Origin of the sequence: Desulfobacterium sp. N47 (genome assembly GCF_051233685.1) — a bacterium.
GTDB lineage: Bacteria > Desulfobacterota > Desulfobacteria > Desulfobacterales > RPRI01 > RPRI01.
The window spans coordinates 1-22,327 of the sequence record NZ_JBAMMY010000035.1 but is presented as its reverse complement, the minus strand read 5'-3'; the positions used below and the strand labels follow the sequence as shown (position 1 = coordinate 22,327).

The 22,327-nt window shown below is 39.5% G+C and carries 20 protein-coding genes and 1 tRNA gene; 12 read left to right on the top strand and 9 right to left on the bottom strand.

Annotation, left to right across the window (positions count from 1 at the left end; all coding sequences use genetic code 11):
- Window positions 1-236: 236 nt before the first annotated feature.
- The 4 genes from VXK47_RS01995 (at window position 237) to VXK47_RS01980 (ending at window position 7,016) form a co-directional block, all read left to right on the top strand.
- Window positions 237-1,124 (top strand): glycosyltransferase, encoded by an 888-nt coding sequence (locus VXK47_RS01995; protein WP_435547101.1) that lies wholly within the window; start codon window positions 237-239, stop codon window positions 1,122-1,124.
- A gap of 26 nt (window positions 1,125-1,150) precedes the next feature.
- A complete protein-coding gene (locus VXK47_RS01990; RefSeq protein WP_435547100.1) occupies window positions 1,151-4,138 on the top strand; it encodes an Eco57I restriction-modification methylase domain-containing protein in 2,988 nt (995 codons plus the stop codon).
- On the top strand, window positions 4,125-5,732 hold the full coding sequence (locus tag VXK47_RS01985) for a class I SAM-dependent methyltransferase (RefSeq protein WP_435547099.1): 1,608 nt from the start codon (window positions 4,125-4,127) through the stop codon (window positions 5,730-5,732). The genes VXK47_RS01990 and VXK47_RS01985 overlap by 14 nt, the downstream gene beginning before the upstream one ends.
- Before the next feature lie 162 nt (window positions 5,733-5,894).
- The gene (locus tag VXK47_RS01980; protein ID WP_435547098.1) at window positions 5,895-7,016 is read left to right on the top strand and encodes a glycosyltransferase; all 1,122 of its coding nucleotides are present in this window, start codon (window positions 5,895-5,897) and stop codon (window positions 7,014-7,016) included.
- A gap of 28 nt (window positions 7,017-7,044) precedes the next feature.
- Here VXK47_RS01980 and VXK47_RS01975 read toward each other — a convergent pair whose 3' ends face one another.
- Window positions 7,045-8,772 carry a YcaO-like family protein gene (locus VXK47_RS01975; protein ID WP_435547097.1) on the bottom strand — a complete coding sequence of 576 codons (1,728 nt, stop codon included), beginning with the start codon at window positions 8,770-8,772 and terminating at the stop codon, window positions 7,045-7,047.
- 118 nt (window positions 8,773-8,890) lie between these two features.
- Between VXK47_RS01975 and VXK47_RS01970 the strand changes: the two genes are divergently transcribed.
- The 4 genes from VXK47_RS01970 to hisA all read left to right on the top strand — a co-directional run bounded on the left by VXK47_RS01970 (window position 8,891) and on the right by hisA (window position 11,224).
- Window positions 8,891-8,966, top strand: a tRNA-Ala gene (locus VXK47_RS01970).
- 214 nt (window positions 8,967-9,180) lie between these two features.
- Window positions 9,181-9,768, top strand: coding sequence for an imidazoleglycerol-phosphate dehydratase (gene hisB, locus VXK47_RS01965; protein WP_435547096.1), 588 nt, complete (start codon window positions 9,181-9,183; stop codon window positions 9,766-9,768).
- Window positions 9,765-10,493, top strand: a complete 729-nt coding sequence (locus VXK47_RS01960; protein WP_435547095.1) for a hypothetical protein — start codon at window positions 9,765-9,767, stop codon at window positions 10,491-10,493. Before hisB ends, VXK47_RS01960 begins: the two co-directional genes overlap by 4 nt.
- Window positions 10,490-11,224 (top strand): 1-(5-phosphoribosyl)-5-[(5-phosphoribosylamino)methylideneamino] imidazole-4-carboxamide isomerase, encoded by a 735-nt coding sequence (gene hisA, locus VXK47_RS01955; protein ID WP_435547094.1) that lies wholly within the window; start codon window positions 10,490-10,492, stop codon window positions 11,222-11,224. The genes VXK47_RS01960 and hisA overlap by 4 nt, the downstream gene beginning before the upstream one ends.
- 2 nt (window positions 11,225-11,226) lie before the next feature.
- On the opposite strand, the gene VXK47_RS01950 is transcribed toward hisA, so the two are convergent.
- Window positions 11,227-11,820: a TetR/AcrR family transcriptional regulator gene (locus tag VXK47_RS01950; protein WP_435547093.1), complete on the bottom strand. Its 594-nt coding sequence runs from the start codon at window positions 11,818-11,820 to the stop codon at window positions 11,227-11,229.
- Between the two features lie 206 nt (window positions 11,821-12,026).
- Between VXK47_RS01950 and VXK47_RS01945 the strand changes: the two genes are divergently transcribed.
- From VXK47_RS01945 to VXK47_RS01935, 3 genes are all read left to right on the top strand, one after another.
- Window positions 12,027-12,512: a hypothetical protein gene (locus VXK47_RS01945; RefSeq protein WP_435547092.1), complete on the top strand. Its 486-nt coding sequence runs from the start codon at window positions 12,027-12,029 to the stop codon at window positions 12,510-12,512.
- A 5-nt stretch (window positions 12,513-12,517) separates the two neighbouring features.
- Window positions 12,518-13,306 carry an exodeoxyribonuclease III gene (locus VXK47_RS01940; RefSeq protein WP_435547091.1) on the top strand — a complete coding sequence of 263 codons (789 nt, stop codon included), beginning with the start codon at window positions 12,518-12,520 and terminating at the stop codon, window positions 13,304-13,306.
- 125 nt (window positions 13,307-13,431) lie between these two features.
- Window positions 13,432-13,716 carry a hypothetical protein gene (locus VXK47_RS01935; RefSeq protein ID WP_435547090.1) on the top strand — a complete coding sequence of 95 codons (285 nt, stop codon included), beginning with the start codon at window positions 13,432-13,434 and terminating at the stop codon, window positions 13,714-13,716.
- A gap of 21 nt (window positions 13,717-13,737) precedes the next feature.
- Here VXK47_RS01935 and shc read toward each other — a convergent pair whose 3' ends face one another.
- Entirely contained in the window at window positions 13,738-15,753 is a 2,016-nt protein-coding gene (gene shc, locus VXK47_RS01930; protein WP_435547089.1) for a terpene cyclase/mutase family protein, read from the bottom strand.
- 539 nt (window positions 15,754-16,292) lie between these two features.
- Between shc and VXK47_RS01925 the strand changes: the two genes are divergently transcribed.
- Window positions 16,293-17,048 carry a hypothetical protein gene (locus VXK47_RS01925; protein ID WP_435547088.1) on the top strand — a complete coding sequence of 252 codons (756 nt, stop codon included), beginning with the start codon at window positions 16,293-16,295 and terminating at the stop codon, window positions 17,046-17,048.
- Between the two features lie 37 nt (window positions 17,049-17,085).
- Here VXK47_RS01925 and hpnH read toward each other — a convergent pair whose 3' ends face one another.
- The 6 genes from hpnH to VXK47_RS01895 form a co-directional block, all read right to left on the bottom strand.
- A complete protein-coding gene (gene hpnH, locus VXK47_RS01920; RefSeq protein WP_435547087.1) occupies window positions 17,086-18,114 on the bottom strand; it encodes an adenosyl-hopene transferase HpnH in 1,029 nt (342 codons plus the stop codon).
- A 244-nt stretch (window positions 18,115-18,358) separates the two neighbouring features.
- Window positions 18,359-19,456 carry a phytoene/squalene synthase family protein gene (locus VXK47_RS01915; RefSeq protein WP_435547086.1) on the bottom strand — a complete coding sequence of 366 codons (1,098 nt, stop codon included), beginning with the start codon at window positions 19,454-19,456 and terminating at the stop codon, window positions 18,359-18,361.
- 19 nt (window positions 19,457-19,475) lie between these two features.
- Complete coding sequence (ispH, locus tag VXK47_RS01910; RefSeq protein ID WP_435547085.1) at window positions 19,476-21,230, bottom strand: 4-hydroxy-3-methylbut-2-enyl diphosphate reductase; 1,755 nt, start codon at window positions 21,228-21,230, stop codon at window positions 19,476-19,478.
- Between the two features lie 80 nt (window positions 21,231-21,310).
- A complete protein-coding gene (locus tag VXK47_RS01905) occupies window positions 21,311-21,478 on the bottom strand; it encodes an ATP-binding protein (RefSeq protein WP_435547084.1) in 168 nt (55 codons plus the stop codon).
- On the bottom strand, window positions 21,475-21,576 hold the full coding sequence (locus VXK47_RS01900) for a hypothetical protein (RefSeq protein WP_435547083.1): 102 nt from the start codon (window positions 21,574-21,576) through the stop codon (window positions 21,475-21,477). The genes VXK47_RS01905 and VXK47_RS01900 overlap by 4 nt, the downstream gene beginning before the upstream one ends.
- 569 nt (window positions 21,577-22,145) lie before the next feature.
- The coding region (locus VXK47_RS01895) for a hypothetical protein (RefSeq protein WP_435547082.1) at window positions 22,146-22,327 on the bottom strand (182 nt) is incomplete at its 5' end.

Here is a 22,327-nt window from a genome sequence, read left to right as displayed (position 1 = left end):
GGAATGACGAAAGGGGGTATTTCGTGACATGAAAAGATTAACACATATATTTAAAGGTTCTTGAATGAAACGGAAAAAAAATGTATAGGTTATGCTTTCCAGATAGAAAAGCAGCTGATTTTGGGAAATATAATTAAATTTATGTGAGCTGAAAATAACATAAAAGAATAATGAGATTTGCAATTGGCTCATATATGCAACAATCTATTAAATTATACTGCTAAGTGATGCCAAAGATGGATCCTGAAATAAGCATTTGTATTCCTACATATAATCGTAAAGAGTATCTGAAAGAAACTCTGAAAAGTATCTTTGATCAGACGTACAGCAATTACGAAATCGTTATTGTTGATGACGGCTCTACAGACGGTACGGAACAAATGCTTAAAAAAGAGGGTTTTACTGTACGTTATCACTGGCAAAAAAACAGCGGTGATGCGACTGCAAGAAATAAACTTATTGAACTTGCACGGGGAAAACATATAACCTTTATCGACTCTGACGATTTATTGATTCCCGATGCTGTTGAGCGCATGGCGGATATTGTTAAACGTGAATCCGGCGATGTTGTTGTTTACGGAAGTTATATAGGCATCGACGAGCATGGAAACGAGACAAAAAAAAGCACACGCAAACTCTATAGCGGGCATGTTACACAATATCTTTTTCAGGATATTTTCATTCATTCCTGCGGATCGATGTTTCCCAAAAAGGTTTTGGACAGCATGGACGGATTTGATACAAGTCTTCATGTTTGCTCTGATTATGATTTGTGGCTTCGCCTGTCGCTCAAATGCAGGTTTTTTGCCCTTTCCGAACCGACTTTCAAACGCCGAAGGCACAGCAGCAATCTTTCAGCCGCTTCATTTAATAATATTTTAACTGAGTTGAAAGTGCTTGAACGCTTCTATTACGAATATGGCGGAAAGGAAGCCGTACCGGAAAAAACAGCGATGAACAGACTGGCCAGGGAAGGATACCGGGCTGCAAAAGCAGCTGCATGTGAAAGAAAATTTGTGCAGGCGAAGGATTTATTGAGAAAATCTTTGAATCGGAACTTTAGATTAAAGTCAGCTTACCTGTATTTTTTTATAGCTGCCCGACAACTGTTAGGCAGCTGTTAGGCAGAATGATGAAGAAACGGAAGAAAATGACAATAAAGCAACTCGTAGGAAAATATACAGCCGACAGGAATTATTACTTGACAAGCAAGTATAATGAAACACTGCTTCGCAGTGATTTCTTAGACCCGTTTTTCGAGTTGCTTGGTTGGGACATTAAAAACAATGCAGGTAAACCGACCAACGAACGAGAAGTAATTTTGGAAGAAGCATTGAAAGCAAACGCTTCCGAACATTCCAAAAAACCTGATTACACTTTCCGACTTTTTTCTGAAAGAAAATATTTTTTGGAAGCAAAGAAACCTTGTGTTTCTATTGAATCAAACAACGACACAGCAAAACAAGTCAGACGATGCGGATTTACGGCAAAGTTGAAAATTTCTGTTCTTTCAAACTTTGAATACTTGATCATTTATGACACCTCGGTAAAAGTTGAGAAAGACGATAATTATCAAAGAGCACTTGTAAAAAAGTATCATTACACCGAATACGAAAGCAAGTTTGAAAAAATCAAACAGCTTCTTGGAAAAGAATCAGTTTATTCAGGAGCATTTGAAACAGAGTGGAAAGAAATTGAAAGCAAAATCGATCAATACTCGATTGATAATTTATTCCTAAGCCAAATTAACGAATGGAGAAAAGCTTTAGGTGCTGAAATTTACAAACACGAGCCAAAAATTGACGAGCAACAACTTAATGATATTGTTCAGAGTTACATCAACAGAATTATTTTCCTTCGTGTTTGTGAAGACAGAAATTTAGAAGATTACCAAACCCTTTTGAAGTTTGCCAATTCAAATGATTTCAAGGCCTTAATCAAAAAATTTGAGCAAGCAGACAAACGCTACAATTCAGGACTTTTTAACCAGCTACTGAAAGACAAAATAGTTGAAAATATAAGCTCGGTATTTTGGACTATTATCAAGCAATTGTATTACCCTGAAAGTCCGTATTCATTCAGCGTTTTTTCTTCTGATGTTTTAGGAAGCATTTATGAAATCTTCCTTTCTGAAAAATTGACTGTTCAAAGCGTTTCAGTTATTTTAGTGAAGAAACCTGAAAATGTTGACCGTGACATTATCACTACACCAACATTTATCATTAGCGACATTTTACGAAATACCGTATTGAAAAAATGTGAAGGAAAATCAGACAAGGAAATTCTAAAGCTGAAATTCGCTGATATTTCGTGTGGTTCAGGTGCGTTTTTATTGGAATTATTTCAGTTGCTCAATGATATTTTGATTGACCATTATCTGAAAAACGATAAAACAAAACTCATTCAGACAAATATCAACACTTTCAAACTGCCTTTTGAAATTAAGCGACAACTTTTATTGAATTGTATTTACGGAGTTGATAAAGATTATAATGCGGTTGAAGCCGCCAAATTTGGTTTGCTTCTCAAATTGCTTGAGGGTGAAGATGTAAATTCAACCAACAAGACAAAACCTGTTCTCCCCGACCTTTCACAAAATATTTTCTTTGGAAACAGTTTATTGAATCCGAAGCAAGTAACAAATAAGAAAGACCAGGTAATTATCAATCCGTTTGATTTTTCAAAACTTCGCTTTGATGTAATTGTAGGAAATCCGCCTTATATGAAGTCGGAGGATATGAAAAACATTACTCCGCTTGAATTACCACTTTACAAGACCAATTTTGACTCAGCTTACAAGCAGTTTGACAAATACTTCCTTTTCCTTGAACAAGGAATCAATTTATTGGATGATGATGGAATTTTAGGCTATATCGTTCCGAGTAAGTTTACAAAAGTTGGCGCAGGTAAAAAACTTCGCGAATTACTCGCAGACAAAGAGTATTTACATTCCATTGTTTCATTTGGTGCAAATCAAGTTTTTACAGACAAAACAACCTACACTTGTTTGCTAATTCTGAATAAGAAACCACAAAAGACTTTCCAATATGCGGAAGTAAGAAGCTTGAAAAGTTGGAAAGTAAGAGAGCCAGAGGCTGCAAAATACGGTTCAAAGAAAACAAATGAATTAGATAGTGAAATTTGGGTTTTAGTGCCACCCGAATTGACTAACACTTACAATAAAATCGTTTCACAAAGTGTAAAACTTAATGATTTGGTTGGAAGTGACAATATTTTCAATGGTATTCAGACCAGTGCAAATGATGTTTACATTTTTACGCCAACTAAAGAGGATAAGAAGCATTTCTATTTTACAAAAAAAGGTGTTGATTACAAGATTGAGAAGGAAATAACAAAACCCTACTTTCAAACTTCTTCGGGCGAAGATAATTTATACACTTACAGAACATTCAAGCCGAATGCAAGGGTAATTTATCCTTATGTTACAACAAAAACAGGCGCTGACATAATTCCTCTAACAACTATTCAAAAGAAATTCCCTTTGGCTTATGGCTATTTACAAAAGCATAAAGCCATTTTAAATAATCCGAAACGTGATATTAAGCCTGAGCCAAAAACGAAAAATGAATGGCACAGATACGGTAGACATCAAAGTTTGGATAGTTGTGGACTTCCTTCAAAAATTATTGTTGGTGTTCTCTCTGTTGGCGACAAATACGCAATTGATATTCACGGAACTTTGATTTCATCAGGTGGAACAGCGGGGTATTGTGTTGTAGCAATTCCAACAACTTCCGATTATTCCATTTACTACATTCAAGCCATTCTCAACTCAAAATATTTGGAATGGTTCAGTGCGTTGTATGGCGAAGTCTTCAGGGGCGGTTACATAGCAAGAGGAACAAAGGTTCTGAAAAATCTTCCTATCAGAGATATTGATTTTACAGATGCAAAGCAAAAAGCAGTTCACGACAAAATCGTAGAAACTCAAAAAGAATTAATCAGCATTTATGACCAAATAGATGCAAACGCAGGAAATAAAAGAGCGTTAACTCCATTACAAGGTCAATTTGCAAGAGAGAAATCCAACTTAGAAAAGCTATTAGTTAAATTATACGATTTAGGTAGTGATGATTCATTAATCCCATTAATCAAAGAATTGTATGAAACTAATTAAGAACGCAACAGCCGAGAAATTGAGAGGTGGTTTTTATACACCTGAACCTATTGCTGCATTCATTTTGAAATGGGGCATCAATGGCAGTTCTGACTATGAAATTTTAGAGCCAAGTTGTGGTGATGGAATTTTTCTCGAACAATTGAAAGAGAACAACCATAAATTCAAATCGGTAACAGCTATAGAGTTTGATGATGTGGAAGCAGAAAAAGCTGATAAAATCAAACTCAACAAGAAGAATGTAATCAATACAGATTTTCATTTGTATTGCAATGATACCACACAGAAATTTGATTTAGTGGTTGGCAATCCGCCATACATTCGTTATCAATATTTTCAGGAAGAACAGCAAAATGAAGCCATCAAAGTTTTCAATCGTGCTAAACTAAAATATTCAAAACTGACCAATGCTTGGGTTTCTTTTGTGGTTGGTTCTAGTTTATTGCTCAAAGAAAAAGGTAAAATAGGTTTTGTAATTCCAGCCGAATTATTACAGGTATCGTATGCTCAACAACTCCGTGAGTTTTTGGCTCATTTCTACAATAAAATGAATATCATTTCTTTTGAAAAGTTGGTTTTCCCTGACATACAACAAGAAGTTGTTTTATTGCTTTGCGAGAAAAACGGAAGTGATTCACATTTAATTGAACACCTTGAATTGAGAGACGCTTCAGACCTTGAAAAGCTTGATGTAAACATCCTAAAAAGTCCTTCCAAAAAGATAGATTTCAAGTCAAATAAATGGACTTACTACTTTCTAGAACAAGAAGAAATTGACTTTTTGGAACAGATTGCAAATAAACGAAAAGTTCCGACAATTGATAATTATGCGAGTGTAGAAGTTGGCATTACCACAGGAGCAAATGATTATTTCACCGTTCCTTTGCCCGTTGTAGAAGCCTACGACCTGAAAGAATACGCAAAACCAATGGTTGGCAGAAGTGTTCAAGTCAACAGCGTAATTTTTACGGAAAAAGATTGGAAGCTAAACAGACAAACCAAAGCAAAAGCTCATTTATTGGTATTTCCAGCCAAAGAGAAAATTAACGGACACAAAGGAGTTAACTCTTACATTCGTTGGGGTGAATCAATGGGCGTAAATAAAGGCTACAAAACAGGTATTCGTGATGATTGGTTTGTAATTCCTTCCATCAAACTTTCAGATGCGCTATTTATCCGTAGAAACAACCTTTACCCTCGTTTAATCTTAAACGAAGCAAACGCATATACAACCGACACAATGCACCGTGTATTTATGAAAAAAGATACGGACAAAAATGCTTTTATTGCCAGTTTTTACAATTCATTGTCCTTGGCTTTTTCTGAAATTGTTGGTCGTAGTTATGGCGGTGGAGTTTTGGAATTGATGCCAAGCGAAGCAGGAAAAATTCTACTCCCCTACCAAACCGATAACGCAGATTTACTTGCCACCATTGACAAAATGATGCGAGAGAAAAAAAGCATTGATGAAATATTAGAAATCACCAACAAACAAATTCTGAAAGACGGATATGACTTTACAGATAAAGAAATAAAACTTGCGGATAGTATTTGGAAAAAATTATCCTGCAGAAGGTTAAATAGGAAAAGATAATAATTGCCTAACAAAGCGTCGCACTGGACGGCAAAAAGCGCCACCGGTGAACTTGCCGTTGGGCGTAAAATAAAACAGCAGGGTATTGTTATATAGGCTTTATCTGATGTATGAATGGGATGTTTTCCCAAAATCACGGATAGTTGTATCAGGAATCGGCTTATGATAAATGTATTGAATATTCTTAGCAAATATGATGGAAATTATCCTCTTATCAACGCACAAGCTGCTCTTGATAAAAACAAATTCAGATGTATTGTCTGCTATTTGAGAGGTGCTGATGATGGAAATAACGGACTTGAAAAACAAGGCTGCAAAGCGATCTATTTGAATGTAGATAGGAAAAAGGCCTATTGGTATAATTATCATATGGTTTCCAAAATCAGGCAAATAATTGATGAGGAAAATATTGATATTATCAACTGCCATCGCAGACGTTCAACTGAAGCCGGTGTTGCTGCTTCTTTGCTTTCAAAAGTAAATCCTGCCATTTTTTCCACCATTCATGGGCTAAGAAGATCTAAATCCTTTTTTAGAAAACTCAGAGAATTTTTTGTAAATAAGAAATTGGCCGGAATCATCTGTATATCATATGGAGTAAGAGATTATGTTGTAAAAACAAGCTGGCTTTTAAATGAGAGAAAAATAGCAGTTATTCAAAACGGGCTTCCTTTTGAAGAATTTACAGTTGATAGGGTAAAAGCAGAATCGAGAAAAGCCGTCTTGCCGGATGTTGGAGCAAAATATTGGTTCGGCAATATAGGAAGACTTACTGATGTAAAAAATCAGAAAACCCTTATCACAGCTTTTGCAAAATTTGTTGAGACTACGCCGGACAGTATTTTGCTTATAGCTGGTGAAGGCCCTTTAGAATCAGATCTTAAAAATCTTGTCGATAACTTCGGAATTAAAGACAAGGTTTTTTTTCTTGGTTTCAGAAAAGATATTCCACAAATCCTTAATGCGCTTGATATTTTTATTATCCCTTCATTGCGGGAAGGCTTATGTCTCGCATTATTGGAAGCTATGGCAGCAGGATTGCCTGTTATAGCTTCTGATGTTGGAGGAATTCCGGAAGTTTTTGGTAAAGCAAAAATGGGGAAATTAATAAAACCCTTAGATACCGAAGGTCTTGCTATGGCTATAAACGAACTGATTTCTTTGCCTGAAAAAACCTTTAAAGAGATTGGCGCTAATTCCAGAGACCGCGCGCTTACTGATTTTTCTTCAGCACGCATGAAAAAAGGGTATGAAGAGCTTTTTGAAAGTGTATTTGCAAAATAACGATTTTATGCAGTTGATGCATGCATCATTAATTAAGAAGTTTGCTTAAATTGGTTTTTGCAAATTCTATTGAAGGATCAAGTTCAAGAGCTGTTTTGTAATAATATATGGCTTTTTCTTTTTCTCCCATGTCGCGGTAGTTTGAAGCTATGTTGGCATAATCGATTGCAGAAGATGGATCTATGCTTATAACTTTCTTGAAATTTTCTATGGCCAGATCGTGTTCCTTGAGCATAAAATGGCAAAATCCCATCAGATTAAAAATATCGGTTCTTTCATTGTCGTGTTTTTCGCCTTCTTTGAGTGCATAAATAGCCTGCCGGTATTCTCCCATTTCTTTATAGCATACTCCTATATAGGAATATATGCTGGGAATATCCTGTTTTGAGGGATCTAAGTCAAGAGCCTGCTTGAAATAAGGCAAAGCTGAAACCGGATCATTTATCAAAAGATATGACTGGCCTATATAAAACTTGATAAAGTATTTTCCGGTAAGCACCTGATCCATATCCTTCAATTCATCAAGAGCCTTTTCAGGTTCATAGTTTTCAACAATAATTTTGGCACAAAACAAACCGGTGCTTGTGCCGGTAGCTCTTTCCCTGAAATGGGCTCCGGGAACTATTGTATAAAATGCAGGTATCTTAAGTTTTTGATGCATAGTATTTATAACTATTACTTCCAGATCGTTCGCAGAAAGTGCCGCAATAAGGTTTTCTACCTCCACCTTGATGTTATTACTGGAAATATCCGGCAGGGTTTGTATATCTTTAATTGTATCGGATTCAGTTATAAACCCGGCTTTATCAATGAAATTAAATTTTGGAAGGCCGCTTGCGACATAATTTGACGATGTGTTAAAATCTCCGGCAAGCTGAGCTACCTCGGTAAGCGCCCTGCTGAGAGCTTTTTGCGGGTCCGGCGTGGTTCCGGCAGTCCATACTATTTCACTTTTTTCAGGAAAGGTTGAAGGATCGTAAGCCAGAACACCGATGGTCGGTATTCCCAGACCCATTGAAAAATCGGATATATACAGATTAATTCCTGCCACACGGTATTTTTCTATCATTTCAACAACCATCGGATCTGTTGCTGAATCAGGGTTTATTTTTGCAACTTTCAGTTTATTTGCGCTTATAATTGAGCAAACATGCCTTTCCACTATTTCGCATATCCCCTGACATAAGGCTTCTTCCACGCAGTTTCCAGCCGATGGGCCGTTGAATTCGTTAATCATATAAAACCAATTAAACGGGATAAGCACTTTTTCTTTTCTGGTCAGATTATAGGCCCATGTCCATTTCAATGTAAGCTTATCATATATTTTACGTGTTATATCAAGATCTTTTGAAGAATCATGAACTGACTTTGCAATCATTTCAAAGGAAATCGCAGGGCCTTTTATATTTGCAGGTTTTTCGTAGAAAAAATTATCGGGATTATTACAAAAAGAAAAAAAACTGAATCTTTCAGCAAGTTCCATTATAGCGCTTGCCTCAGCCTGTGAAGGAGTTGCACCTTTTCCCATCTGCTTTTTGGTTCCTGTAACGGATAATGCGTCTTTACCGCATATGCTGAAATAAACGGGGATTCCAATTCGGCCGTTATCTATTTGCAAAGTGCTTTCAAGAATATCAAGATCAAGCTCTTTTAGTTTTGCTTTAAAGCTTTTGATGGTTTCCTCAGGTTTTTTGATTTTATCCTGATCAATTGTAAAACGTTTGAAAGCATCATTTAGATTGACTTCATAACTCATTTAATAACCCTCCGGTTTGATTTTACTGCTTTAGCCTTCCTTAGCATTTAACAACTTAAACATAAATCAATTTTTAAATTGACCGGGTTTTTTTTATTTGATATTGAATCATTAACGTGGGGATGTAGCTCAGTTGGGAGAGCGCGGCGTTCGCAACGCCGAGGCCAGGAGTTCGAACCTCCTCATCTCCACCATACAGGCCTTTAATAATTTTTCTATCATCCGACCTCACGGCCGGGGCTTATTATCTCTTGGCCTGTTGACGCTTTTTATGTGTCCGTCATTTGTGATCTTCTCAAAAAGAGCTTGCAGAATCAAAAGATTGGCGCTGGTTAGCGGTTCCCGATAAATTGACTGCCTTACTGAATATATGAAAATTATTTAATAACATTGTGTTAAAGGTGTTTTATGGATCGTACAGCCGATGTTGATCGCAAAACAAATGAAACTGCGATAAGTATTAAACTTTGTCTGGATGGAACCGGAAAACACGAAATTGATACCGGCATCCCTTTTTTCAATCATATGCTTTCTCTCTTTTCTGCACATGGTTTTTTTGATCTGTCAATAAAAGCAAAGGGTGATATAGAAGTCGATTTCCATCATACTGTTGAGGATGTAGGTCTTGTATTGGGAGATGCTTTGAACAAAGCACTTGGTGACAGAAAAGGCATCAGACGTTATGGCCATATTACGGTTCCGATGGATGATGCGTTAACTTCGGTTACAGTTGATCTTTCAAACCGTCCTTATATGGTTTACAATGTGCCTTCAATTCCGTTTTCAGGTGCAGGCTTTAGTGTAGTCCTTGCCAGGGAGTTTTTCAGAGCTTTTTCAACCAGAGCGGGTATGAATCTTCATATCAATGTGTTTTACGGTCAGGATGAGCACCATATCATAGAATCCGTTTTCAAGGCTGCCGGAAGGGCTATTGACCAGGCGACTTCATCTGATGACCGGCTAACAGGAATTTGCTCCACCAAAGGAGTATTATGATTATAAATAAATCGTTATTTGTTTTAGCTAAAGGATGTAATAAAACAAGACCGGCTTTTTCCGCAGTGATATATTGCTTCTTGCTTATTGTATCATTAATGCTTACGTCCTGTAATTCGCACACAGTTAAACCGGATCTTTTTTCTAACGATGAGAAAATAGAAAAAGTACTTGTTCTGCGGTTTAAAAATTTTACTGAATTCTGCGGTAATGAGAATAATATAAGATGCCCATTGTGCGGTAATATTTTTCTTACAGGGGAAGTTGCGGAAGGCTCTGATAATATACTTACAAATCAGCTTTATTCCGTTCTGGAAAAAAACACAGATTTTAAAATAATTCATCCCGATAAAGCCGAGTTTCTTGCAGATGATTTCAGAGCCTGCTTTAAAGACGCAACAGCCGAGATTAATAAAATTGCCGAAATCGGACAATCGGTGGGAGCAGATGCTGTGTTTTTAGGGCATATTTATCGTTTTAAAGAGCGTGTAGGCACAAGTTATGGTGTGAAATCTCCTGCTTCGGTTGCTTTTGATTTGCATCTGATAAGCGTTTCGGAGCGGCGTATTATCTGGTCCGGGCATTTAGATGAAACACAGCAGCCGCTATTCGATAATCTGTTTGAGATAGGAAATTTTATTAAAAGGGGAGGAAAATGGGTTGTTGCAGAAGATCTGGCAAAACCGGGTCTTGAAGACATGCTTCACGTATTTTATACAAAATGATAATTATACCTGCAGTAGATATAAAAAACGGCAAATGTGTCAGGCTTTTACAGGGGCAAAAGGATCGTGAGACTGTATTTTCGGATGATCCTTCTGCTATGGCCCAAAAATGGGAAAAGCAGGGCGCTGAATTAATTCATGTTGTTGATCTTGACGGGGCATTTGAAAAAAGTCCTGTTAATCTTTTGGCCATAAAGAAAATACTATCGTGTGCTAAAGTTGACATACAGGTTGGCGGTGGAATAAGAAATGAAAATACCGCAAAAATGTTTTTTGATATCGGTGTTAAAAGAATAGTAATAGGAACAGAAGCTCACAAAAATCCCAAATGGGTTAAAAATATTTGCCGGCAATATCCTTCAAGAGTAGTAGTTGGAATTGATGCAAAAAACGGACTTGTAGCAATAGAAGGATGGACGGAAACAACCGGGATGAAAGCTGTTGATCTTGCAAAAAATTATGAAGATTGTAGTGTTGCAGCAATTAATTTTACCGATATTTACAGAGATGGAATGCAAACTGGGCCAAATATCGAGGAAACAAGGCGACTTGCCGAAGCTGTAAATATTCCGGTTGTTGCCTCCGGAGGAGTTTCAACAATAGAAGACATAAAAAATCTTTTATCAATTGAAAAATTTGGAGTAACAGGGGTTATTACCGGTAAAGCAATATATAGCGGATCACTTGATTTCAGAGAAGCTTTAAAAATTTCCGGGCGAAAGAATCAGTAAAATTATTTTTCATTGTTTTTTTCAGCCAGAATGCCGCCGAAAAAAACAGCGATGCTTTGGTTGGCAATTTCTTCAATTGAAAGTCTTCCGTTGTCATTATACCAGCGATATATCCAGTTCATCATTGCAAAAACCGAAAAAGCCATTACCGTTTTGTCTATTCCCTTCTTAAGAATACCTATTTGCTCAAGCTCGCAAAATTTATTATAATATAAATCATGTATTTGGCGTTGCTGTTTGATAGCCAGCGAACTCAGGGCTTTAGGCAATTGATATTGTTCCTCAATATAAATTTTCAGTTCTTTACGCTTTTCTTTGATAAGGCAAGTTTGCCGGAAGATCATTTCTTTCAGACATTCTACAGGATCATCATGCTTTTCTATTGCTTTGTGAAGTTCCTGCAGAACTATTGATCCGATGTCCTGTATGATAGTGTAAAGTATCTGATCTTTATTTTTAAAATGAACATATATCGTGGAATTTGTTACCCCGACAGTCTTTACAATATCTCTGACGGAAGCTCTTACAAAACCAAACTCATAAAAAAGATCTACAGCTTTATCCAGGATTATTTGTTTCGTATCGGAACTTTTCATCTGTTCACATTTCTATATTCTTTTTAGATTGCAGTAAGTTTTGGTATAATTATATTAATATTGTCTTAAAATCAAGCACTATCAGTTCAAATAAAAGTTGTGGGAAATGTGATCAATGTTTCAGTTCAAGCGATTTTGTCTTAAACTTCAGATTGAACTGAAACATTATCCGTTTATGTTTTCACAAGGAAGGAAATACTGAAGCGATGATGAAACAAAAACCATCTCTATATTTTACAGGTGCAAACACAGTTGTTCCTGCAAGCTTTAAAAGTGAAGAAAAAAAGATTATGGCGATAGAGAGGCTGACGCATAGCTCCGATCTTGCTTTGGATACTCTTAAAACAAAAGAAGGAAAGCTTGGTATAATTGTAACAAACTCGGGAGCCGGACATTATCTTCCAACCGGTTTTACGGATGTGCGTCAGATGTGGCTTGAAATTATTATCAAAGATGAAAAGAAAAATATTGTTTTTTCAAGCGGAAAACTTGATAAAGACGGCTATATCACTGAAGGTGCAATTATATACAATACTGTCTTCGGAGACGGAAAAGGCCGGCCGGTTTTAAACATTTCAAAAGCCCGTGAAATTTTAAAAGACAAACGAATTCCACCCAAAGAGTCCGTTACAGAACATATTGTATTTCAAAATAATAATATTAAGCAGTTAAACATCGATTTAAAGGTTTAAATATAATGCCGAAAAAATTAATCAAACTGGTGTCATGGAATGTTAACGGTTTAAGGGCTATAATACAAAAGGATTTTTTCGGAAGCATACAGCGTATGAATCCTGATATAGTTGCCATCCAGGAAACTAAGCTTCAGGAGCATCAGAGAACTGATAAAATGCTGAGCTTTGAAGATTATAACTCCTATTGGTCATATTCCACTGTTAAAAAAGGTTACAGCGGAGTAGCAACTTTTACCCGAATAGCACCCCAAAATGTTAAGGAAGGTATAGGAAATCCCGGATATGATGAAGAAGGCCGCATACTTGAAACTGACTTCGGGGATTTTATCTTTTTTAATGTCTATTTTCCAAACGGACAGATGGGTGATGACCGCCTGCAGTATAAACTTAATTTCTATAATGATTTTTTTGCATATACGGATTCACTTAAAAATCAGGGTAAAAATCTGATCATAAGCGGTGACTATAATACAGCTCATAACGAAATAGATCTTACGCATCCAAAACCAAATGAAAAGTATTCAGGTTTTTTGCGTGTGGAACGCGACTGGATGGATGAAATAATAAAGCGTGGTTATGTGGATACATTCAGGTATTTTTACCCTGAAAAAGTAAAATATTCATGGTGGTCATACCGGGCCAATGCCAGGAAAAAAAATGTAGGATGGCGAGTTGACTATATTTTTGTAAGCCGGAACATAATAGATAAAGGCTGGGTCAAGGAACCTTTTATAGATAATGACATATTTGGTTCAGACCATTGCCCGGTGGGGTTAGTGCTGGAATTTTGAAATGTAGCATTTATCAAAACGACCAGTGTCCGATATCTATTCTCTTTTTACTGGGAGTTATAGTCAAGAGTTGTGTATGGAATAATTAGGCGGCGATCCATTTTTTTTCAATTCCATTCGCAAATTTGACTCCTTTAATTACTTCAGCCAATCGTTCAGGGCAGTGGAGACGTAACCATCTTTTCTCAGCGCACTCACAAAGTTTAAATGCCATAGTAATTACAGTTGTTGCGGAGAAACAGCCCCTGACCTTGTCTGTTCTCAACCTGACAGCTGAAAACTTTGCTGTGCTCAGACATATTGCTTTGAATATGATTAAAAAAGGACCTACACCAAAAAAGAGTGTAAAATCAAAACGACTCAGAGCTGGTTGGGATAATTATTATCTTATGAAAGTCTTGGCAGGTTAATTTCCAAATGCGGTTACCCCGTTATGGATGTGTCTCAAAAGATAGATGATCCCGGGCTCTCCCCAAAGCAATCAGAGGGAAATAATGGCAATAGAGATTGTATTTAATCATAAAGCCACGACTGAGTTCGGTGCCTTGCCGGAAATCGGCTTCCAGATTTTTACGCGTCAATTCGATTCTTCCCCCCACAATGTAGCCTGGAAAACCGGTACCGGTGTATTGAGGTTCATGCCAAGACCCCGATTTTTGACGTTGAATTAAAAAGTTAAGACCCCGATCAATGTTACCGCGATAACAACCTGAATCTACGGCGAGAAGGCCCATCAATGCCCAGGCGGTCTGCGAGGGCGTACTCGGACCCATACCCCGTATAGAACAGTCCATATAAGAACGGCAGGTTTCCCCCCATCCGCCATCGGAGTTCTGGCGAGTTTGTATCCAATCGGCAGCCTTGCGTACGTAAGACGCATGCATATCTTCACCGACAGCCTTTAAGGCCGGGAGTACTGCGGCAGTTCCATAAATGTAATTCACTCCCCAACGACCGAACCAACATCCTTCAGGTTCTTGCTCTTTTCGGATAAACTTCACGGCGCGATGAACTACCGGATGATGGATATCCATGCATAGGTAACCGCAGGCCTCAAGTACATGGGCAGTAACATCGATACTGGGCGGATCCAAAGCTTCGCCGAAGTCGCAGAAAGGTATTTTGGTTAAAATTGCCAGATTGTTGTTCTTGTCAAAGGCTGCCCAGCCGCCATTGCTACTTTGCATGGCAAGCAACCAGTTCAGCGCGCAGTCGATTGCCTCTTGCAGTTTTTCGCGATTTTTGTAAACTCCGGCCAAACGCGTCAAAACGAGGAGTATTACGGCGGTATCATCCACATCCGGGTAAAATCGGTTCGCCCGCTCAAAAGCCCAGCCGCCGGCCTTGGCTTTTTTGACTTTGACTTTCCAGTCACCTGGCTCTCGGATCTGTTGATCAAGTAGCCATTCAACGGCACGTTGCATGGTATCCGAGTTTCGATAGTCCCGTCGGCAATCCTGCATGGAAATAAGTGCCAGGGAAGTATCCCAGACTGTTGATTCGCTGGCCTGGATATGAAGACCGTCGTCTCTTTCATACAACCAGTGGTCATTGAGAGTGTCCAGCCCTTTATGGAGTATCGAATGATCTAACGGATAGCCTTCCGTGTGCAGAGCTATGAGGCTGTATATCCAGGGAGGCTGAATTCCGCCCCAGGAACCGTCAGCGTCCTGATGTTTGATAATCCATTCCAGGCAGAGCCTTATGGCTGTTTCTCTTCCCGGAGTTATCCCGATTTTTTGATAAGTGTGTAAAAAATGATCCAACATCAGAAAGCATTGTTCCCAAGACAATGCTTTCCGATTGCAAGCCAGAGAATAGTTCATTCGCGAGCGGCCCTCGGGAAACAATTCATCCAGACGCCGGGGATCCGACAACGGGAGAACAGGGCACCGGGCACATAAAATACTCAGTGGAAGAAGCGTTGTCCGGACCCACGAAGCAAAATTGTAGATGTTGAATGGAAACCATCGCGGGAAAAAAATGATCTCAGGAGGAATATTTGGAGTTTTACTCCATGGCCATTCTCCGATAAGAGCCAGCCAATAGCGAGTAAATACGCGAATCTTCGGTAAACCCCCGTGTTCAAAAATCCACTTTCGAGCTTTTTCCAAAGGTGGCGCATCCACTGCTATTCCTGTAGCTCGCAGAGCGGCATAGGCCTCTACCGTGGCGTTGATATCTCCTCCTGGGGCGTCATAATAGGTTTCCCAAGAACCATCGGAACGTTGCTTGTTCAAAATTCCACGGACCATACCTTCCACTTTGGAATCATTTTTTATTTCGAGAAAATGCATGGCCAAAAGCCATTCAGATTCAATGCAGACATTAGACTCAAGTATGCCCATCCAGAATCCCTGAGGTTTCTGATGGCTGTCAAGCCATCTCAACCCCTGCTCGATTGACCTGTTCAGGGCAGCAAGTATATTATTTTTTTCTGTATCCATAAAAATTTAATATTTTAGTCCTAAACTTCATGCCAAAGTCAGGCAAGAAGCTTAAAAGTCAACGTCTGACAAAAGAATTCATGGTGACCTTCTTTTTAAAACCTTTTTGTTTAAAGCATTTTATGACTCTGTTGTCAATATTGTAAACCAGTTTATTGTTTATCCCGCTAATGGGAAAAAACAGCGATATGAATTAATGAAAACAGCGCCATATGTGAATTGACAACCTAAAATGCGGTTGTTTATGATAATACATTGCACCGGACGTCTGCTTATTAAAGAAGAAAGCCATTCCGGATAAGAAAATCAATAGATTCGAACAGGAATTAAAAAAGTTAAAAGATGGTTTATCGAAGAAGGGGTTGTAAAGAAAATACGAGAGTGTTATTGAAAAAGTCGGCAGGTTCAGGGAACAGTATAACGTCGGCAGTTTTTATGATATAAAAAAATTGACACCGGTCAATACTGCGAATATGGCAAAAAATTTTATGATAAAAAAATAGGCTGGATAACCTGTTGCAATATATCAAGGAATTGAAATGAAAGCAAGCTTGGGAATTGTCGTTGCACTTGCATCCGAAGCTCAACAATTATTCGGTCGATGGTGCTGGCGACTGGAAGACAGAAGACTTGTCCGCCATGTGCTTGTTACCGCTGGATTGGAGATCATCATTGTCCGAGCCGGTCTCGGCTATCAACGCGCATATTCCGCTAGCCGTTGGCTAATTGCTCAAGGAGTTGCCGGATTGATGGTTCTGGGTGTTTCAGGGGGCTTGGATCCGGGCTTAAAACCAGGAACCCTTGTGGTGGCAGATAAAGTGTTCCACCTCGACTGTGGCCGGATTAGCGATGTCTGGCGTGCGGAAACATCTGTTTGCCAACAGGCTCAAGATCGTTTGAATGCTCAAAAACTCACCGCACGGATCGGAGGAATCCTCACCGTACCTTGGCTGATTTCGTCTGCTGAAAACAAACGAGCGTTATTTCATCAGTCCTGCGCGCTGACAGTAGACACGGAAAGTGCCGCTGTCGCCTTTGCATCCTCTCAGGCCCATCTTCCATTTTTCGGAATGCGGGTCGTGTGTGATCCGGCCAAGCAAGCAGTGTCCCGGAAAATCAGCGACTGTCTCAATCCGGCGGGGACGATTCAAATTTTATCTTTGGTCAGTTGTCTGTTTCAACAACCTTGTTTGATGGCTGAGCTTTTCCCGCTGGCAAAACAATACCAAACGGCCATAACCGCTCTGCGGCGTGGATGGCAGGTATTGGCAAATCAAAAGTATCCCTTTTTTTAATGGCGTGCGGAAAGGGTAAAGTTTCTTGGCCGAGTCGTCAAACCGAGTGTTTTGCCAAGTGTGATTGGTTGCGTTTTCCAGAGTATACCATCTTCCAGGGATGGGTCACCAAATCCATCACCGCGGTGGGTTCAAATCCACAGTGAACCATGCAGTTTATGCAACGAGGATCTTTATCAACACCATATCTGTGCCATTTAGTCGTATCCACGAGCTCTTTATATGTGGCGGCAAAGCTGTCGTTGATAAGATAACAGGGACGCTGCCATCCAAAAATATTACGGGTTGGATTGCCCCAGGGCGCGCATTCGTAATTCTGATGGCCGGCTAAAAAATCCAAGTACAGGCTGCTGTGGTTAAACCGCCATTTCCTGCCTCGCCCGATTTCGAAAAGCTTTTGAAACAATACCCTGGTTGTTTTTCGATTCAGAAAGTTTTCCTGATCCGGTGCATCAGGGTAACAAAATCCGGGAGCTACGGTCATACCCTCGACCCCTATAGAAGTCAGAAAATCAAACAAACGGGCAGCACTTTCAGGAGTCTCGTCAGCATACAGTGTGGTATTGGTGGTCACTCGAAAACCGCGTTTAATCAGGAGCCGGATTGTTGTCACCGCGTGTTGGAATACGCCTTCGCGGCCAACCATAGCATCATGGCGTTCCTCCAATCCATCTAAATGGACATTAAATGCCAAGTACTGTGAAGGCTGAAATTCATCGATTCTATTGGCTGCCAACAATGCGTTCGTACACAGATAAACGAATTTTTTATGAGCTACAAGTTTCTGGACAATCCGGGGAATATCCGTGTGAAGCAACGGCTCGCCACCGGCAATAGATACCACCGGAGCAGGGCATTCTTTTGAGGCCGACAAACATTCTTCAACACTTAACTGACGGTTTAATGTTTCCTCGGGATACGCGATTTTGCCACATCCCCGGCAACGAAGATTACACCGAAATAACGGCTCGATCATCAGTACGAGAGGAAATCTCTGATGGCCCAGCAATAATTGCTTGATGATGTGAGCGCCTATGCGGACTTTTTGTTTTGCCGGTATACCCATAGTTTCAGACCTCGTATATTCAGAACTCTTGACCTTTACACATAATTTCAATTGAAGGTTTAGTCGTAATTTCAGATGCAACAATTTGAACATTGAACACCGAACAGTCAACGTTGAACGTCGAATATGGAAGGCGCTTCGCTTTGTCTTTATTATAAATGGTAGAATACATTATCCTATATTCAAAATTCGATATCTGATGCTCAACGTTCATCTTTTATATGCCTTCAAGGTGTGTTTATCATTATTTCAAAGTATTCTGTCTAGATAGAAAAATATTCTCAGGCGTGCATCTTTGCAAAGTATCCACATGATCTGACGGAGGAAAACCTCTAGTATAAAAGTTGAAAAGAACTTTCAATAACAGATTACTACGCAACGTGAAATTGGTGGTTACAATAATGGCTTTTGTATTCTTCTGTGAAATTTTTACATCGCTGCCGCTTTGATAGTCTGGGTTTTTTTTGATGTTGCCCAAGGTGCACACAGCCATGCCGATTGCCCACAAACAAAATTTACGGATTCCGGTTTCATGTCGTGGTATCATCAGGGTGTATGTTAATGCATTTTTCAGATGAGCGCAGGTGATACCGATCAACTCCGAAAGTCCTCTGCCGAAAGTAGGCTCATACACATACTCCGAAAGGCGAGAGAGATCATAACCGTGTTTTTGAAAAACATCCCCTGGCAACCAACATGATCCACTCTTGCGGTCATCCCAAAGATCTTTTAATATATTGGTCATTTGCAAACCTTGCCCGAAAGAAGGTGCCAGAGTATATAATTTTTTCCGATGTTTTGATATTTCCGGAGAATATGCACAAAACAGATCGGTTAACATCTCTCCCACCACGCCGGCCACGTGGTAGCAGTAGCTGTCGACATGGGCGATATCTTTTAATCCTTGAAAACTTTTTAATTCTTGAAACCGAAGCATGCCAGCGGACATTATTTTTACACAGCGACTCAGGATCGCCTGTTCTTGGGATGTTAAACGTAAAAAAGCCTGAATGACAAGGGAACAATTTTCGACAAGCTCTTTTTCGGCCGACAGCGTATTTTCGCCGAGCCTGGGAAGGAGTCGTTCAGCAAAAGCCTCGGCCTTTGCATAACCATCCACTACATCCACGAATTCTTTGAAGAAAGAGTACTTTTCAGCGACGGAGAGATCCTTTTCATCTTCGATGGTATCCACTATTCGGCACAACAAATATCCGATGGTTGTTGTCCGGCTCAGTGTCGGCGGCAGCTGGGGTATGGTTAATGCAAAAGAACGTGAAACCCGCTGAAGGATTTGCTGATTATAATCATCTTGATTTGTCTGGAATCCCCTTGTATTCATTTCTATCTCCTCTCTGTTGTTAGCTCAACGGCAAATAAAACCTGCTTTTTAGAAAAAAAGAAAATAAACCAGCCATAACAAATTGAGTGTCCATCAAAAATTTCAGCCGTATTCCCGGGAGCAAATAGCGGCTTTTATAGCCACATAAAATGACTAAAATATAAATTGGGCATAATGTTAATACAAAGCCGAGCGGTGTAATGGCTTTTAACAGGATTCCCAGAGGAAGTATGGGAATTAGTATAGCCAAAAGCATAAAAAGCAACCATAATGATCGTTTTTCACCCAATAAAATAGTAACGCTTTCCTTTCCGACCATCCTGTCCTCCTGTATGTCCAGGATGTCGAAAAAAACCGTTCGGACAAAAACCAGGCTAGTCGCCCAAGTAAAAACAAATCCATCAAACCATATGACATTGCTATTAGCTGCAAGCGCCGGTAAAATTGTAGCTAAAACTCCCCAGGCGAATGCAATTAAAAATGTCTTCGATCCCGGAACATCCTTGATTTTTTTGTACGGCAACCAGGAAAACTTTTCCGGTACCAATCGAAGGTTGTATGAAAGTCCCATGATACTCATTGCTAACAGAATAGTAAAAGGCCACACCCCTATGTAATAAGCAATTAATAAACCTGCTCCTCCTGAACAAGCCGCCAGATAAGAAAGCGATAATTTATATTTTTGGTAGAAAGCGGCTCGTTCCGGATCATTGTAGAAATCTGCCTGACCGCCGGTAAGGTGGTTGAGAGTATGCATGGAGTGAACATATAATATGGTAATCAGCACAAACGGCAGGTAATGGTTCATGTCCATAAGTTTGATGCATGCATAGCTTAAAAATCCGGCGGCGAGTGCAACATAAATATTTGTAAACAAAAGAAATCGTTGTACGATAAACAGCGGTGTGCGCCAGCCGTGCTTGTGTTTATAAGGCAGTTCTTCCAGAGCCCGGGAAACTTTCTTAATCACCCAATTCGGAGTGGAAGCACCGGCGCTTATACCTATACTGGAAGCAGAAAGCAGCATCTCTGGATCCAACCGATCAAGATCTGATTCGGTCTCGATCTTGAAAGCAATTTTCCCGGTTTTTTCGGCAATCTCCAGCAGTCTCTGTGTATTGGCGCTGGTTTTTCCACCGACCACCAAAATCACGTCCACCGATTCTGCCAGCCGCATAACCTCAGCCTGTCTTCGTTCGGTCGAATCGCAAATGGTTTCGAATATTTTATAGTGCGGATGCTTATTTGCAATCCACTGTTTGACGTCTTCAAAAAGGTGGGTATTTTGGGTGCTCTGTGCGACAATGATTGCCTGCTCAAAGCGTGGCAAAGCCTCAAGTTCTTCTATGGTTCTGGCGACATAACCCTTATCCATAGCATAACCAAGAAGTCCGATGACTTCCGGATGTTCCCTATTTCCGATAATAATGGAAGCATATTCTTTTTGGGCATATTTTGAGATAATGGACTGGATTCTGATGACCCGCTGGCAGGTCGCATCCAGAACATTGAAACCTGCTTTTTTAAGTCTTTCTTTAATTTCAGGGGGAACACCATGAGCTCTGATTAAGACCGTTCCCGAACCCTGAAGTGGTATTTCGTGAAGAAGGAAAATGCCTTTTTTTTGCAACAGTTCGATGACTTGGGGATTGTGTATCAAAGGTCCGTAGGTATAAATCGGATGGCAGTACTTGGTGGGAGCATCAAGAGCCATCTCTACAGCTCTGCGCACCCCCATACAAAAACCGGCAGTTTTTGCGATTATAATTTTCATGAGGTAACCCTTTTTAAAAATATGCTAAGCTAAATTAAAAACCGCATAGATCCATAAGTTCAAAGACGAATTTGCCAGGCTTAAGAAGCAATCCCCAAACTGGAAGTAATTACTATGGTGCCGCACTCATATCGCCAGCTGATCACATGGAACAAAAGATCGGCCCCTTTTTTGTCGATAGGTAAAAAACCGATCTCATCGATTAGCAAAAGAGCCAGCCTTGTGTATTTTTTAAGTTCCTGTTTCATGTGCCCAGCAGACGGAGCGGCCGCGAGAGTGTGTTGATTATGTCAATTGCTGTTCCAAACAGAACCGTATTTCCTTTCAGGCAGGTGTTATAACCCAAAGCTGAGGCTAAATGTGTTTTACCGAGTCCAACGCCGTCAAAAAAAGGTTACATTTGATTTGTGGTACTGTCAATAATTTTGTGTAAGCCAAAATCCGCTGGCGCTATTGTTTTTTGTAAAGTTATTATTTTAGCTTTATCGAATAAAAAATCATCCAAGATGATAAAAAATGCCTTTTATAAGCCTTTGTATTAGAAGCAATCAGGCCGTATTACCAATAAATAAAATTTATAGCTCCATTTGGACGCACCTCTGTGCTTTGAGTCAAAATCCCGGTCTTTTCGTTGGCACAGTTAAAATTGTTGCCGGGGGAATATTAAATTATAAATTCTAAGTCGATAAAACAGAAAACTGAAGCGAGGTTTTAAACCAGCTTCTAAATTTTTTTTCTTCGGATTCGCTCAAAAAAGCATTTACGACCCGGGAATCATAGAGTACCCCTGTTTATCAATAAGTTCTCCACGAACTTTTTCCATGTGACGTAAAACAGCAATCTCACGTTCCAGATCCTTCAGACTTAATTGAAGCAGGTTAGAGATATCTTTGGGAAAGCCCCCGTTGAGGCAAATTATTCATCAAACTCTAAATCAAGTTGTTCTTTTTGTAACCGGTACCTTTCCAAATTATAGATGTTGGGGAGGTGAGCGAGCCCTTTAGGGTGAGCTCGCGGAGCCTCCCCAACATCTATAACTTGGGACATCATGAGATATTTTGGTTGTAGCTGCGCATATTTGATTGGTTTTTTCTTAA

What these genes read in the sequence shown, in the direction of transcription:
- VXK47_RS01905 (WP_435547084.1), bottom strand. Translation starts at nt 21,478, where the DNA reads ATGAAACAGGAACTTAAAAAATACACAAGGCTGGCTCTTTTGCTAATC.
- VXK47_RS01975 (WP_435547097.1), bottom strand. Translation starts at nt 8,772, where the DNA reads ATGAGTTATGAAGTCAATCTAAATGATGCTTTCAAACGTTTTACAATT.
- VXK47_RS01940 (WP_435547091.1), top strand. Translation starts at nt 12,518, where the DNA reads ATGCCGAAAAAATTAATCAAACTGGTGTCATGGAATGTTAACGGTTTA.
- VXK47_RS01950 (WP_435547093.1), bottom strand. Translation starts at nt 11,820, where the DNA reads ATGAAAAGTTCCGATACGAAACAAATAATCCTGGATAAAGCTGTAGAT.
- VXK47_RS01995 (WP_435547101.1), top strand. Translation starts at nt 237, where the DNA reads ATGGATCCTGAAATAAGCATTTGTATTCCTACATATAATCGTAAAGAG.
- hisB (WP_435547096.1), top strand. Translation starts at nt 9,181, where the DNA reads ATGGATCGTACAGCCGATGTTGATCGCAAAACAAATGAAACTGCGATA.
- hpnH (WP_435547087.1), bottom strand. Translation starts at nt 18,114, where the DNA reads ATGGGTATACCGGCAAAACAAAAAGTCCGCATAGGCGCTCACATCATC.
- VXK47_RS01980 (WP_435547098.1), top strand. Translation starts at nt 5,895, where the DNA reads ATGATAAATGTATTGAATATTCTTAGCAAATATGATGGAAATTATCCT.
- ispH (WP_435547085.1), bottom strand. Translation starts at nt 21,230, where the DNA reads ATGAAAATTATAATCGCAAAAACTGCCGGTTTTTGTATGGGGGTGCGC.
- VXK47_RS01945 (WP_435547092.1), top strand. Translation starts at nt 12,027, where the DNA reads ATGATGAAACAAAAACCATCTCTATATTTTACAGGTGCAAACACAGTT.
- VXK47_RS01925 (WP_435547088.1), top strand. Translation starts at nt 16,293, where the DNA reads ATGAAAGCAAGCTTGGGAATTGTCGTTGCACTTGCATCCGAAGCTCAA.
- VXK47_RS01990 (WP_435547100.1), top strand. Translation starts at nt 1,151, where the DNA reads ATGACAATAAAGCAACTCGTAGGAAAATATACAGCCGACAGGAATTAT.
- VXK47_RS01915 (WP_435547086.1), bottom strand. Translation starts at nt 19,456, where the DNA reads ATGAATACAAGGGGATTCCAGACAAATCAAGATGATTATAATCAGCAA.
- hisA (WP_435547094.1), top strand. Translation starts at nt 10,490, where the DNA reads ATGATAATTATACCTGCAGTAGATATAAAAAACGGCAAATGTGTCAGG.
- shc (WP_435547089.1), bottom strand. Translation starts at nt 15,753, where the DNA reads ATGGATACAGAAAAAAATAATATACTTGCTGCCCTGAACAGGTCAATC.
- VXK47_RS01985 (WP_435547099.1), top strand. Translation starts at nt 4,125, where the DNA reads ATGAAACTAATTAAGAACGCAACAGCCGAGAAATTGAGAGGTGGTTTT.
- VXK47_RS01960 (WP_435547095.1), top strand. Translation starts at nt 9,765, where the DNA reads ATGATTATAAATAAATCGTTATTTGTTTTAGCTAAAGGATGTAATAAA.